At 57.7% G+C, this 12,807-nt stretch carries 12 protein-coding genes; 10 read left to right on the forward strand and 2 right to left on the reverse strand.

Going from position 1 to position 12,807, the window contains the following annotated elements; all coding sequences use genetic code 11:
- Positions 1-32: 32 nt before the first annotated feature.
- The 9 genes from BLR44_RS27065 to BLR44_RS27105 all read left to right on the forward strand — a co-directional run bounded on the left by BLR44_RS27065 (position 33) and on the right by BLR44_RS27105 (position 8,591).
- Positions 33-2,141: a ComEC/Rec2 family competence protein gene (locus BLR44_RS27065; RefSeq protein ID WP_089688395.1), complete on the forward strand. Its 2,109-nt coding sequence runs from the start codon at positions 33-35 to the stop codon at positions 2,139-2,141.
- Positions 2,142-2,319: 178 nt separating this feature from the next.
- The gene (locus tag BLR44_RS27070) at positions 2,320-2,796 is read left to right on the forward strand and encodes an ATP-dependent zinc protease family protein (RefSeq protein ID WP_089688397.1); all 477 of its coding nucleotides are present in this window, start codon (positions 2,320-2,322) and stop codon (positions 2,794-2,796) included.
- 8 nt (positions 2,797-2,804) lie between these two features.
- The gene (gene hemC / locus BLR44_RS27075) at positions 2,805-3,737 is read left to right on the forward strand and encodes a hydroxymethylbilane synthase (protein WP_089688399.1); all 933 of its coding nucleotides are present in this window, start codon (positions 2,805-2,807) and stop codon (positions 3,735-3,737) included.
- A 47-nt stretch (positions 3,738-3,784) separates the two neighbouring features.
- Positions 3,785-4,420, forward strand: coding sequence for a peptidylprolyl isomerase (locus BLR44_RS27080; protein WP_089688400.1), 636 nt, complete (start codon positions 3,785-3,787; stop codon positions 4,418-4,420).
- Positions 4,421-4,569: 149 nt separating this feature from the next.
- Positions 4,570-5,487 carry an SDR family oxidoreductase gene (locus BLR44_RS27085; RefSeq protein WP_089688402.1) on the forward strand — a complete coding sequence of 306 codons (918 nt, stop codon included), beginning with the start codon at positions 4,570-4,572 and terminating at the stop codon, positions 5,485-5,487.
- A gap of 59 nt (positions 5,488-5,546) precedes the next feature.
- Positions 5,547-6,503 (forward strand): ComEA family DNA-binding protein, encoded by a 957-nt coding sequence (locus BLR44_RS27090; protein WP_089688404.1) that lies wholly within the window; start codon positions 5,547-5,549, stop codon positions 6,501-6,503.
- A gap of 116 nt (positions 6,504-6,619) precedes the next feature.
- Positions 6,620-7,081, forward strand: coding sequence for an SsrA-binding protein SmpB (gene smpB, locus BLR44_RS27095; RefSeq protein ID WP_089688406.1), 462 nt, complete (start codon positions 6,620-6,622; stop codon positions 7,079-7,081).
- 137 nt (positions 7,082-7,218) lie between these two features.
- Positions 7,219-8,007, forward strand: coding sequence for a C40 family peptidase (locus BLR44_RS27100; protein WP_089688408.1), 789 nt, complete (start codon positions 7,219-7,221; stop codon positions 8,005-8,007).
- A gap of 65 nt (positions 8,008-8,072) precedes the next feature.
- Entirely contained in the window at positions 8,073-8,591 is a 519-nt protein-coding gene (locus tag BLR44_RS27105) for an HNH endonuclease (protein WP_089688410.1), read from the forward strand.
- A gap of 66 nt (positions 8,592-8,657) precedes the next feature.
- Here BLR44_RS27105 and kdsA read toward each other — a convergent pair whose 3' ends face one another.
- Entirely contained in the window at positions 8,658-9,482 is an 825-nt protein-coding gene (gene kdsA / locus BLR44_RS27110) for a 3-deoxy-8-phosphooctulonate synthase (RefSeq protein WP_089688412.1), read from the reverse strand.
- 126 nt (positions 9,483-9,608) lie between these two features.
- On the opposite strand from kdsA, the gene pafA reads away from it, so the two are divergent.
- Complete coding sequence (pafA, locus tag BLR44_RS27115) at positions 9,609-11,255, forward strand: alkaline phosphatase PafA (protein WP_176956236.1); 1,647 nt, start codon at positions 9,609-9,611, stop codon at positions 11,253-11,255.
- Positions 11,256-11,807: 552 nt separating this feature from the next.
- Here the strand turns inward: pafA and BLR44_RS27125 are convergent.
- On the reverse strand, positions 11,808-12,716 hold the full coding sequence (locus BLR44_RS27125) for an AraC family transcriptional regulator (protein ID WP_176956237.1): 909 nt from the start codon (positions 12,714-12,716) through the stop codon (positions 11,808-11,810).
- Between the last annotated feature and the right edge of the window lie 91 nt (positions 12,717-12,807).

The raw sequence follows: 12,807 nt of genomic DNA on the forward strand, positions 1-12,807 counted from the left end.
GACCGAAAATTTATCGACCTTTAGCTTCAGCTATGGGATGGGCACCTTATTCGTTCGTACGGATTGCCATTTTTTTTGCGCTCGGCATCCTGCTGGGTATGTACCTGGACGCGCCCTGGTACGTAGGGGCCGCCGTCACGGCAATTGCCTTAATCACCTATTGCGCACTTCTCTTTGGCCTTAACAAAACCCAGCGACTCGACTACCGCGGTGGGTTGGGCCTGGCAGGATTGGTCGCCGTTGCCGGCGTGGGGATGATCCGTCTCCATCAGACCACCGCCCTCAACACCCCGCAGCACCTTTTCCATCGCTACGCGCAGGTAGAAGCTTACGAAGTCGTCCTTAATGCACCGCCCCGCCACTTCCCGACGTATACACGTGCAGAAGTACAGGTGCCCCGCGTGCGTACGGAAGGGCAATGGCAGGCGACGGAAGGCAAACTGCTGTTGTACCTGCCGGCCGACTCGGCCGCGCGCAGTCTGGTGTACGGCGACGTGCTGCTGGTAAACGGCACTCCCGATACCTTGCGCCCCCCGATGAACCCCGATGCGTTCGACTTCCGGGCGTGGCTGCATCAGAAACAGATTCTGCTCGAAGGGCGGGCACGCGAAAGCGAGTGGCTGCGGATGGGCTATGCGCCCCCTCATCGGCTTCTGGCCTGGGCCGACCACGCCCGGCGCAGTGCGGCACAACAAATTTTGCGTTACTTCCCCCATCGCGAGTCGGCCATCATCGCCCAGGCCCTGATTCTGGGCGTGCGCGACGAGCTCAGTTCTTCGTTGCGCGCGCGCTATGCCGCCGCCGGGGTCATGCACGTACTGGCGGTCTCCGGCCTGCACGTCGGCATCATCTACGAAGCGCTCCTGCTGGCGCTGGGTTTGCTGTTCCGGCCCTGGCGGGAGACCAAACGGTTCGAAAAACTTTCGGTCGCTTTTGCACTTTTGCTGCTCTGGCTTTACGCGTTTCTGACCGGACTGACGCCGTCGGTGCTGCGGGCGACGGTGATGTTCTCGGTATTTGGGATCGGTTCGTTGCTCGGTCGCAAGGCACTTTCGTACAACAAATGGGCTTTTTCGGCCTTTCTGCTGCTGTTTTTCAACCCCTGGTGGCTGGTCGACGTGGGGTTCCAGCTTTCGTTTCTAGCGGTGCTGGGCATTCTTTATCTGTACGACGACATTAATGCGCTGGTCGCGCCGCGCTTCCGAACCACGCAGTACCTCTGGAAAATGGTGTCGGTGACCACGGCCGCCCAGCTGGCCACCTTTCCGCTGTCGCTGTACTACTTCCACCAGTTTCCACCCTATTTTCTGCTGGCCAACCTGGTTGTGCTCCCGCTGGTGAGCATTCTGGTGGTGCCGGGCCTGTTGGTTTTCCTGTTCATCGCGTGGGTGCCGCTGCTGGCACCGGCAGGAGGCTGGGTTCTCAGCTATCTTATTGTAGGTATGAATCACCTGCTGGACTGGCTCAACTTACTTCCCGGGGCGGTGCAAGAAGGAATTTTCCTGTCGCCCGCCATGCTGGTGCTGCTGTATGCCCTCATTGTATTGCTCCTGGCCTTCATCGCGCGCCGCGAAATGCGCTGGTTGACCAGCGCCATGGCGATGTTGCTGCTCCTGTGCGGCCTGTGGGTGTACCGCGCCTGGGAACGAGCCCACCAGTCGCGCGTGGAGTGGTACAGCTTCCCGTACCATACGGCCCTGGGAGTGATGCGCGGGCAACACGCGTTGCTGATCGCCGACTCGACGTTGCTGCAACGCCCCGGCACCCTCCACTACCAACTCGACGACCATTTTTACAACTGCGGCATCCGGCGCACCGACACGCTGACGTGGCAGGAGGCAACTGACCGGGGGCTTCTGCGCCCGACCGAAGCGGGGCCGTTGCTCGTCTGGCAAGGCGAAACGTTTCTGCTGGCCCAAAATCCCTACGCCACGCTGGCCGACTCGGCGGCAGTAGATTACCTGGTCGTGACCCGGAGGGTGGCCTGGCAGTGGGAGCGGTTTTCCACACAACTTCGCTTTCGCCATCTTCTCCTGAGCGGCACCTACACATTTCCGCGTCAGACGCCGCTGTACGAGCCTGCCTTGCAGGCCCACGACCTCTCCCGGCAGGGGGCCTGGCTGCACGAGCCGCGCGAATGATGCCGCTTTTCCGGCCGATCCCGTACTTTTACAGACGGAAATCCGCGCTTTTGAGCCCACACCCGGGGCGACGCTTCCCGGTGCGCCGGAAAGATCCGTCACACATCGGTCACTGCGCCCGCGCGATTCCCGTACTTTACGAAGAACTGGCCCCAGGCTTTTCAGTAACCTACAACGCATGAAACAAGAAAAACTGGTGATCGGACGTGTGGACTGCATCGACTTGCCGGAAATGAACGTCGAAAACGTGCTGGCGAAAGTCGATACCGGTGCCTACACTTCCTCGATCCACTGTTCGGAGATCCACCTTTCGGAACGTGACGGCCGCCCGCTTCTCTGTTTTCACATCCTCGACGAGCGGCACACCGACCTGGAAACACGCGAGTTTCAAACCGAAAAGTTTGAACAGAAAGTCATCAAAAATTCGTTCGGTCAATCGGAAGAGCGCTACATCATCACCACGGTGGTGCGCATTTTCGACCGGGAGTTCGAGACGGCGTTCTCACTCTCGAACCGGGCCGACATGCGCTACCCCATTTTGCTGGGGCGCAAGTTTCTGAATAAGCAATTTGTGGTCGACACTGCCCGAAAAAACGTCTCTTACAAACGCAAACTCAAAGCGGCGGAACGCAGCCGTGCGAAAGCTAACCGCTGATTTCTCTTATGCAAACCATTCGTATCGGCACCCGTGGCAGCCAACTGGCCCTCTGGCAGGCGCATCACGTCGCCGACCTCCTGCGCGACGCGGGACTCGCGCCCGAGATTGTGACCATCGAAACCAAGGGTGATAAAATTCTGGACGTGTCGCTCGCTAAAATCGGCAGCAAAGGCGTGTTTACGCAAGAACTGGAAGACGGACTGCGCGACGGTTCCATCGACATTGCCGTCCACAGCGCCAAAGACATGCCCTCGCAACTTCCCGACGATCTGGAACTGATCGCGTTTACGGAACGCGAGCTGGCTGGCGACGTGCTGGTCAGCGCCCTGCCCGACGTGCGGCTGGACGACCCAAGCCGTCGGCTGGTGGTGGGCACCTCGTCTACGCGCCGCCGCGCCATTCTGCGTCGCTTTTACCCTCACGTAACGCTCGTCGACATGCGGGGGAATTTACAAACGCGCATGCGCAAAATGGCTGAAGGCCAATGCGAGGCCCTGTTGCTGGCCTATGCTGGCGTCCACCGCATGGGTTACGACGACCACATCGCCGAGATGCTGCCCCTCGACCCGTTTACGCCCGCCGTGGGGCAAGGCAGCGTAACAATCGAAGCGGCCACCACGCTGGACGCTACCGTGCGGGAACAAATCCGGCAGGCCGTTAACCATCCGGCTACCGAAACGTGCCTGCGCGCCGAGCGTGCCTTTCTGCGGCGATTGCAGGGCGGTTGCAGCATTCCCGTATTCGGGATGGCGCGGTGGGACGAAAACCAGATTGTGCTTTCTGGCGGCATCGTCAGCCTGGAGGGCGACGAGTTTTTGCGGGAAGAGGCACAGGAGGCGCCACAAGCCGCCGAAGCCCTGGGCATTCGCGTGGCAGAACGGCTTTTGGCGCGCGGAGCGGACCGGATCTTACGCCAGATTCGCCATTCGCTTTCCTGATGTTTTCGGGCAATCCGTTACTTTAGCATCCTGATTAACAACCTTCTATGCGACGAATTCTCGTAATCGTGGCGCTTTTCGCGCTTTGTACTTCCTGCAGCAGTCTCTTCTCCCGGCAAAAGAAAGAGGAGGTGGTCACCATCAAAACACGTTTGGGCGACATCCACCTCATTCTGTTTGACGACACGCCGCAGCACAAAGACAACTTTCTGAAACTGGCGCGCACAGGCTTTTACGACGGCACGACCTTTCACCGGGTGATCGACGATTTCATGATCCAGGGCGGTGATCCCAATACCAAAGACGCCAATCCTGACAACGACGGAACGGGCGGACCGGATTACAAACTCAACGCCGAAATTCGTTCGAACCACAGGCACATCCAGGGAGCCATAGCGGCCGCACGCCAGGGCGACAACGTCAACCCAGATCGCATGTCGAGCGGTTCACAGTTCTACATCGTCGAGAAAATCGACGGCACGCCCTTTCTCGACAACAAGTACACCGTCTTCGGACAGGTGATCGGCGGTATGGAGGTGGTGGAAAAGATCGCCGAAGTTCCCAAAGACCGACGCGACCGCCCCACCGAAGACGTGAAGATGGAATTGGAAGTGAACAAAATGAGCCACAAGGCCATGGAGAAAAAGTTCGGCTACATCTTTCCGGAAGACGAGAAGAAGTAGTTCATCCGGTTCGTTTTAGATTCTGTTTTCGTTGACGCCACGGGAAGCCATCGCCAGCACCACGGGAAGCGCTTTCGCCGTACGCAATGGACATCAAAGCCGCGCTTGTAAGCAAAGGCTTTTTTATAAGTAATTGATAACTCCCTCCCATGAAAAAAGTACTGATCACCGGAGCCAACGGTCTGCTGGGCCAAAAACTGGTGCGGTTGCTTTCTGAAACCGGTAATTACCACACCATCGCTACGTCGCGCGGCGAAAGCCGCCTTTCGGAAGCCTTGCCCCGCGTGACGTATCAGGCGCTCGACATCACCGACCGGACGGCCGTGCTGGCCCTGTTCGACGAGCAACAGCCCGATTATGTGGTCAATACCGCCGCCATGACCAACGTCGATCAGTGTGAAAGTGACCGGGAAGGGTGCATCGCGCTCAACGTGGACGCGGTTGCGTACCTGATTGAAGGCTGCCAGAAGCACAACGCGTTTCTGCTGCACCTGTCGACCGATTTTATCTTTGATGGCGAAGCGGGTCCGTACGACGAAACCGCCACGCCTAATCCGCTCAGTTTCTACGGCCAAAGCAAGTGGGATGCGGAGAAGTTGGTAGAAGCCAGCGGGTTGCGCTGGGCCATTGGCCGAACCGTGCTGGTGTATGGCTTAGTGCCGCAGATGAGCCGGTCCAACATTGTGCTGTGGGTGAAGAAAAGCCTGGAAGACGGCAAAGACATTCACGTGGTGGACGACCAATGGCGCACGCCGACGCTGGCCGAAGACTTGGCTCAGGGCTGTGAACTGATTCTGCGCCACGACGCAACCGGCATTTTTCACCTGTCGGGCGACGAACTGATGACGCCCTACGAGCTGGCACTCCGCACGGCACGGGCGTTCGGTCTCAACGAAGCGCTCATTCACCAGACCGACGGTTCCCGTTTTACACAACCTGCCAAACGGCCGCCCCGCACCGGATTCATTCTGGACAAAGCCAAGTCGCAGCTTGCGTATCGCCCGCATTCGTTTGAAGCGGGACTGCACCTGCTCGAACAGCAACTCACCGGGAAAGCGGTGATCTGATAGAACAATTTTCGCGTTTCGTCGTAGGGAAACGTGTACCTTTCGGTCAAAAGCCCGCTTTGCTCCGTTCACTTTTACGATCGATCCGACAGTGGGGAGGCTTCACCCAACGACAAGCGCGCGGCACGCTGGCGCTGTTGCTCATCATGGTCGTATGCGTAGGAATCATGGCCTGGAGCAATCACTTCTGGTCCGTGCCCGACGAAGTAATTTCGGAAGCCGACCGACACCAGCTCGATAGCCTGGTGGCCGTGCTGAACCGACCGAAAGAAGCAACCGCCCCGACGACACGCCAACGATCCGTCCGGCGTCCGTTGGCGCTGTTTCCCTTCAATCCCAATACCCTTTCGGCCGACTCGCTGCAACTGCTGGGATTTCCGGGATGGCTGGCCCGGCGCACAATCAATTACCGCTCGAAAGGTGGGCAGTTTCGCATCAAAAGCGACCTGAAACGCCTCTACGATTTTCCCGATACGCTCTACACGCGGCTGTACGCTTACATCGACCTGCCCGAAAGACGCGACCAGCCGACAGCCTCGACCGAAACGAAATACGAGGCCCGACCGACACGCGATTTTGAGCGGTCGACGCAACCGTTGTCCGAACCGCTGACGGCGTTCGACCTGAATACGGCCGACACCACGCAACTCCAGAAAGTGCGCGGCATCGGGCACGTCCTCTCGAACCGGATTGTGCGGTTCCGCACCGTGATGGGTGGGTTTGTCAGTCTGGATCAGATGAACGAAGTCTGGGGGTTATCGGATGAGGCACGCGCAGAACTGCTTCGCTACGCGCGCATCGCGCCCGATTTCCGGCCCCGTCCCCTTCTGATCAACCGGGCACCGGCCGACTCGCTGGCCCGTCACCCGTACATTCACAAGGGGCTGGCGCGCGTCATTGTCAGCTACCGCGAACAGCACGGCCCTTACCGGCATGTGGAAGACCTGCGCAATATCCGCATTCTGAAAGAAGAAGAGTACCTGAAACTTGTTCCCTACGTGTCCGTAGAGGAATAATTGCACGCACGCCGCGTACCTCCCCGTCGCAGGAAATCTTTCAAAAAGAAGTATTTTGCAAATCCGTACGTGTAGATCAGGTGCAAAGCCCGGTCTGCGCTCATTCTGTTTCAGTTATGGCAAAAGATAAAATAGAAGCTCAGGTCAGCATCAAGAACCGGAAAGCCTCTTTCGAATACGAATTTCTGGATACTTACACCGCGGGTATCCAACTCAAGGGAACGGAAATCAAGTCGATCCGGCAATCGAAGGTCAACATGCAGGACGCGCACTGCGTGTTCAACGGCGACGAATTGTTTGTGGTCAATCTGCACATCTCTCCCTACACCGAAGGCACGCACTACAACCACGAGCCCAGGCGGCAGCGCAAGCTACTGCTCAAACGTACGGAACTGCGCCGCCTGCACGAGCGGGTGGAAGAAAAAGGGCTGACCATTGTGCCGACGCGCCTGTTCATCAACGACCGAGGGCTGGCCAAACTCAACATTGCGCTGGCGCGTGGTAAGAAGCTGTACGACAAGCGGGAATCGATCAAAGAACGCGATACGCAACGCGAGCTGGACCGGATGCGCTTCTAAACCAGCACCTTAAGTACCACAATTCTGCGGCTGTTTTTTCTTTCTCCCTCTATTTATTACACTTTCTGCCAGCGCGTACGATTGGGCAATACACGCCCCGTCTGTAAGTTAACAGCCCACATTGTCCCCCTTCCCGCATGTCCATTACCGGAATTTGTCAGCATAGCTTGGCGGCTGTCAAAGCAGAGCCTTCACACCAAAGTGAGCTGGTCACCCAGCTCTTGTTCGGGGAGTGTTACGAAGTAATTTCGGCCGATCTGGGAGGCGACTGGCTGCGTGTGCGCACCGCCTTCGAGGGGTACGAAGGGTGGGTCCATACACAGCAACATGCACCGTATCCGGCCCGTGAATACAAGTTTCTGACCACCCATACGCCTACGTTTGTAGCCGATCCTGTGGCTTGCCTGCGTTCGGGCGATCGTTGCTTTCCCGTGGTGGCCGGAAGCATCCTGCCGTTCTACGATGCGGGCAAAGCCAAAGTGGGCGACCAAACGTTTTATTATGCGGGGCAGGTGCAACGGGCCGAAGCGCCGGGGACGTGGGACGTGCTTTCGCAAACGGCCCTCTCTTATCTGAAAGCGCCTTACCTCTGGGGTGGACGCTCCCACTTCGGCATCGACTGCTCAGGTTTCACACAACAGATTTTTCGGCGGTGTGGCTATACCCTGCCACGCGACGCCTGGCAACAGACTGCCTGCGGGACGCTCGTCGAGACGTGCGCCCTGGCCCAGCCCGGCGATCTGGCCTTTTTTCACAACGACGCCGGCCGCGTTACGCACGTAGGGGTGGTCTGGACCGAAGGGATGATACTGCACGCCCACGGCGAAGTTCGTTTCGATCGGCTGGAAGAGACGGGGCTCTACCACCTGGAACGCCGCCGCGTTACGCACAAGTTAAATTCGGTAAAAAGAATCTTGCGCGTTTGAAGAAACAAAATTACGTACGTAATTTTACTAGAAACGCAAACGTTTTCTTGTAAAATCCGAACTCTATGGGTAGAAAAGTGCTAGTGCTTAACCAGGACTACACGGCCCTGAGTATCTGCAACGTACCGAAGGCATTTTTGCTGGTGTACATGGAGAAAGCCGAACTGATTTCGGAGGCGAAAGATGCGGTGCTGCGGACCGTCAACCGTGCGTATCCGATGCCTTCTATCATCCGGCTGAACCAGTACGTCAACATTCCTTACAGGGGCAGCGTGATGCTCAGCCGCCAGAACGTATTCAAACGCGACAACTACACCTGTCAGTACTGCGGCTCTCACAAAGATCTGACGATCGATCACGTGATTCCGCGTTCGCGCCAGGGGAAATCGTCGTGGGACAACCTGGTGACGGCCTGTAAACAATGTAACTCCCGCAAAGGCGACAGCACGCCGGAAGAGGCCATGATGCCCCTGCGCCAGGTACCGTTCAAACCGTCGTTCGTCGTATTTCTCCGCGACTTTTCCGGCAGAATCGACGACAGTTGGTTGCTCTACCTGGGTCAGCGTCGGAAATACCGGGCCTAAAGTCCTCAGCAAGCGATACTGAGGACTTTTTTTGTGTCTACGGTTCCCGAACCGGGTTAACTCGGCTTAGTGTGCGACCTCGTGGGAAATGGCTCCCCGGATGCGGATCAGCTGCAGCAACAGGCCTTCGAGGCGGTCGAGGTGGAGCATGTTTGCCCCGTCCGAAAGCGCTTCGCCGGGGCGGGGATGTGTTTCGATGAACAGCCCATCGGCCCCAACGGCAATCGCGGCTTTGGCAATGGTTCCGATCAGGTCGGGTTGCCCGCCCGTGACACCGGACGTCTGGTTCGGACGTTGCAGCGAGTGGGTGCAATCCATTACAACCGGCACGCCGATCTCTTTCATGTCGACGATGTTGCGGAAGTCGACGACCAGATCAGAGTAGCCAAACGAATTGCCACGCTCCGTCAGGATCACCGTAGCCTCGCTCGTCTGCCGGATTTTGTCGACGGCGAAGCGCATGGACGCTCCCGAGACAAACTGCCCTTTTTTGACGTTGACGACTTTGCCCGTGGCCCCGGCTGCCAGCAGAAGTTCGGTCTGCCGACACAAAAACGCCGGAATTTGCAACACGTCGACATAGGGAGCGGCCAGGGCAGCTTCGCTCGCTTCGTGGATGTCGGTCACCACCGGCACCTCAAAATACTGCCCCGCCTCGCGCAGAATTTCCAGTGCCGTCTCGTCGCCAATGCCTGTAAACGAGTCGAGGCGCGTCCGGTTGGCCTTGCGGTACGACGCCTTCAGAATCCACGGAATTGCCAGCCGGTCGGTGATGGTTTTGAGCCGTTCGGCCACTTCAAACACCAGGTCACGACTTTCGACCACACAGGGGCCCGCCATCAGGAAAAAATTGCCCGAATCGGTATGTTTCAGGTTAGAGAGGTGTAGCATAAGGGAGAAGTTTGATTCAACCGCGGCAAAGGTAAGCGAACCCGTGGGCCCGGAAAGCCTCGGAGAACGTTCTTTATTCGTGCACAAATGGGTACTTTTAGCCCCATTTTACCATTTCACAGTCTTATGAACTTTTTCAGCAAGGCCCCCCGCCCCCTTCTTCTGCTGTTTTTTCTTCTGGTAACCGCTGTGGCCTCGGCTCAACCCGCACAACCGCCTCGGCTCGTGGTAGGCGTCGTAGTCGATCAGATGCGCGCCGATTACCTCCGCCGGTTTGCCCCCCTGTTTGGAGAAGACGGATTCAAGCGGCTGATGCGCGACGGCTACGAATTTCGCAATACGCACTACAACCACATTCCGACCTACACCGGCCCGGGCCACGCGTCCGTCTATGCCGGCGCACCGCCCGCCCAGCACGGCATCGTCGCCAACGACTGGTACCAGCGCGAAATCGGGCGTACGCTCAACTGCGTAGAAGACACCACGGTGACGGCCGTGGGAGGAGATCCGAGCGAAGGTCAGGTCTCACCGGCCAATCTGCTGGCCACCACCATCACCGACGAGCTGCGCCTCGCCACTAATTACCGGGGAAAAGTCGTGGGCGTTTCCCTGAAAAACCGGGGTGCGGTGCTGCCGGCCGGTCACGCTCCCAACGGTGCGTACTGGTACGACGGCACGACCGGCAACTTCATCACCAGCACGTACTACACCCCAAAATTACCCGCCTGGGTCGACGCCTTCAACCAACGGAAACTGGCCGACCAGTACATGAACCAAACGTGGGGCTTGCTGGCCGCCCAGGAACACTACCTGGCCGGCAACGACGACGACGCCCCGTACGAGATGCTGTACAAAGGCGCAAAAAAGTCCGTGATGCCCTATAACCTCAAAAAGCTCCGCAAAGACAACGGCAACCTGGCGGGCCTGTACGTCACTCCGTTCGGCAACACGATTGTGGCAGAAATGGCGAAAGCCGCCGTAGCCGGAGAACAGTTGGGGCAAGACGACGTGCCCGATTTCCTGGCGGTGAGCTTCTCGTCGACCGACTACGTGGGGCATTACTACGGACCGCAGTCGCTGGAACTGGAAGATACCTACGCGCGCCTCGACCGCGACCTGGCCGACTTACTGCACTACCTGGACGAAACCGTAGGCGAAGATCACTACACGTTGTTCCTGACCGCCGACCATGCCGCCATCGACAATCCGCGCTACTTGCAGGAGCGCCACTTCCCCAGTGGCTTTGTCGACTACGACGCCATGACCGACAGCCTCCAGAACTTCCTCCGTGCCCGTTTCGACGCGGCCGAAGCCTTACTTTCGATCAGCAACGACCAGATTTACCTGGACCGTGCTTTCTGGAACCAACAGGAAACGTCGCTGGCCGAAGTGCAAGCCGCTCTGGTCGACTACCTCTCCGGTTGGGAGGGCGTTCGTGCCGTTTTCACCGGGCCGCAAATGTTGTATCAGGAATATACCGAAGGCCAGCCCGCCATGCTACAGAACGGCTACTTCTACAAGCGCTCGGGCGATCTGCTGGTGCTGCTCCAACCCGGCTGGCTCGGCAAGCTCAACATTGCAACGACCCACGGCTCCGGCTACACCTACGATACCCACGTGCCGCTGCTCTGGTACGGGGCCGGTGTACCGTCGGGCGCCACCGTGCGGCATTGCACCATCTACGACATTGCCCCGACACTTTCGCTACGCCTGGGCACCAAGCCGCCGTCGGCCGCCATCGGCCTACCGCTGGAAGAGTTGTTTAGAAAGTAAGTCGGGAGCCAATCACCGCGTTTGGTGGCAATAAGGCTTCGTGTAAAATGACTATTGAACCTTCAGATGCTTGGTTGCTTCAAGCAAGCTTTCACACGGAGAGCAAAGGCCAAGGGTTAAAATTGATTGACTTGATAGCATACGTCGATTATGTAAATCATGCTATCATGACTTTCTATGAAGTTGAACAAGGGCTGAAAAATTGATTGTGCTCGGATTGGTGAAAGAAGGTGGAGGCCGCCTGAACACAACCGCTTCATGCAAGGCGTGGTGGAACCAGAAATTCGCTAGCCAGCAACGGGCGTATGTGTTGACAGCACTTCAGCTCATTGCATTGTTCCTGAAAAATTCAGTCAAGGAATCGACTAAAGTTCACACGAACGAAGAGCTATTTGATAAAGCTGTAAAAGATTATTTAGAGAGGTAAAATGCGATGAAAAGTAGCCTCACTATGACCAAGCGGTATCTCGCAGAAAGAAGTAAAACCGACGGTAAATTTCGTGCAACAACGCATGACAGGTCCGTGCCTGTGACTTCCCCCCCTCACATCCTCTACTTCTTACTCCGAAATTCGGTGGGTGAGACGCCTTCTTGTTGTTTAAAGACCCGGCTGAAGTAGCTCACGTTGCTATAACCCACTTCCATCCCGATTTCGCTGACGGAACGGTCGGGGTCGCAGAGCAGCTGCTTGGCTTTGCGAAGTCGCTCCTGCGTGACAAATTCCATGGGCGTCAGGCCCAGTTCGTTTTTGAAGCTGCGGTAGAAGTGCGGGGCGCTCATGCAGGCCTGTTCGCTGATCTGCTCTACCGACAGGGTTTCGTGCAGGTGGCTCCGGACGTACTCGACCGCCCAGGCCAGCCGGTGCGAGGTGGCTTTTTGCGCAGCCCGTTCTACCAGCATTTCCCGTGCCTGCGTCTGGAGCAGACGCACGATCAGCTCGCGCAGCATCTGCCGTGTAAACAGCTCGCGGGCGGGGTGCTCTTCCCGAAACAGCGACACCAACCGCAGCAGCGTCTGGTACAAGCCTTCGTCGTTCGAAAAGTGGAAATTGGGGTGATCCATCTCCCAGGTCTCGCCCGTCTCGGCGCGGGGGTAAAATTCGTTGAGCAGCACCAGCGTCTCGCGGATCAGATCGCCCGACAGCGCCAAGGCCAGGCAACGCGTCGGATTTTCGGCCGTGGCCTCCGGAAAGTCGATGTACATGGGACCGCCCGCCGGCATCACGAGCGACTGCCCCGGAAAAAATTCAAAGGCGGGTTCGCCCTCCAGATGCATCACTTTTTTGCCCGTGACCATGCTGGTCAGCACCGGAGCATCGAACCGAAGCGAGACCCACTCGGCATACTGCTGCGTATCGTAGATGTTAAGCTCGGCCTGGCTGGTGGCGAAACAACGGCGATTTTCCACGAGCGTATCGAGGGCAGGATGCCGCAGATCGGTAAGGGTTTTAAGGCTGCTCATGTGCTGGAGAGAGTTAGGTAGGTGGCTCCAAACAGAATGATAGAATCCTGCCAAAGGAGGATAGGATGTGTCAACCAATCTAACGAAATAA

It is taken from the genome of Catalinimonas alkaloidigena, assembly GCF_900100765.1.
Taxonomy (GTDB): Bacteria; Bacteroidota; Bacteroidia; order Cytophagales; family Flexibacteraceae; genus Mooreia; species Mooreia alkaloidigena.

Coding starts and splice junctions, on each gene's coding strand:
- BLR44_RS27065 (WP_089688395.1), top strand. CDS start 33: ATGGGATGGGCACCTTATTCGTTCGTACGGATTGCCATTTTTTTTGCG.
- pafA (WP_176956236.1), top strand. CDS start 9,609: ATGAACTTTTTCAGCAAGGCCCCCCGCCCCCTTCTTCTGCTGTTTTTT.
- BLR44_RS27100 (WP_089688408.1), top strand. CDS start 7,219: ATGTCCATTACCGGAATTTGTCAGCATAGCTTGGCGGCTGTCAAAGCA.
- kdsA (WP_089688412.1), bottom strand. CDS start 9,482: ATGCTACACCTCTCTAACCTGAAACATACCGATTCGGGCAATTTTTTC.
- BLR44_RS27125 (WP_176956237.1), bottom strand. CDS start 12,716: ATGAGCAGCCTTAAAACCCTTACCGATCTGCGGCATCCTGCCCTCGAT.
- BLR44_RS27105 (WP_089688410.1), top strand. CDS start 8,073: ATGGGTAGAAAAGTGCTAGTGCTTAACCAGGACTACACGGCCCTGAGT.
- BLR44_RS27080 (WP_089688400.1), top strand. CDS start 3,785: ATGCGACGAATTCTCGTAATCGTGGCGCTTTTCGCGCTTTGTACTTCC.
- BLR44_RS27070 (WP_089688397.1), top strand. CDS start 2,320: ATGAAACAAGAAAAACTGGTGATCGGACGTGTGGACTGCATCGACTTG.
- hemC (WP_089688399.1), top strand. CDS start 2,805: ATGCAAACCATTCGTATCGGCACCCGTGGCAGCCAACTGGCCCTCTGG.
- smpB (WP_089688406.1), top strand. CDS start 6,620: ATGGCAAAAGATAAAATAGAAGCTCAGGTCAGCATCAAGAACCGGAAA.
- BLR44_RS27085 (WP_089688402.1), top strand. CDS start 4,570: ATGAAAAAAGTACTGATCACCGGAGCCAACGGTCTGCTGGGCCAAAAA.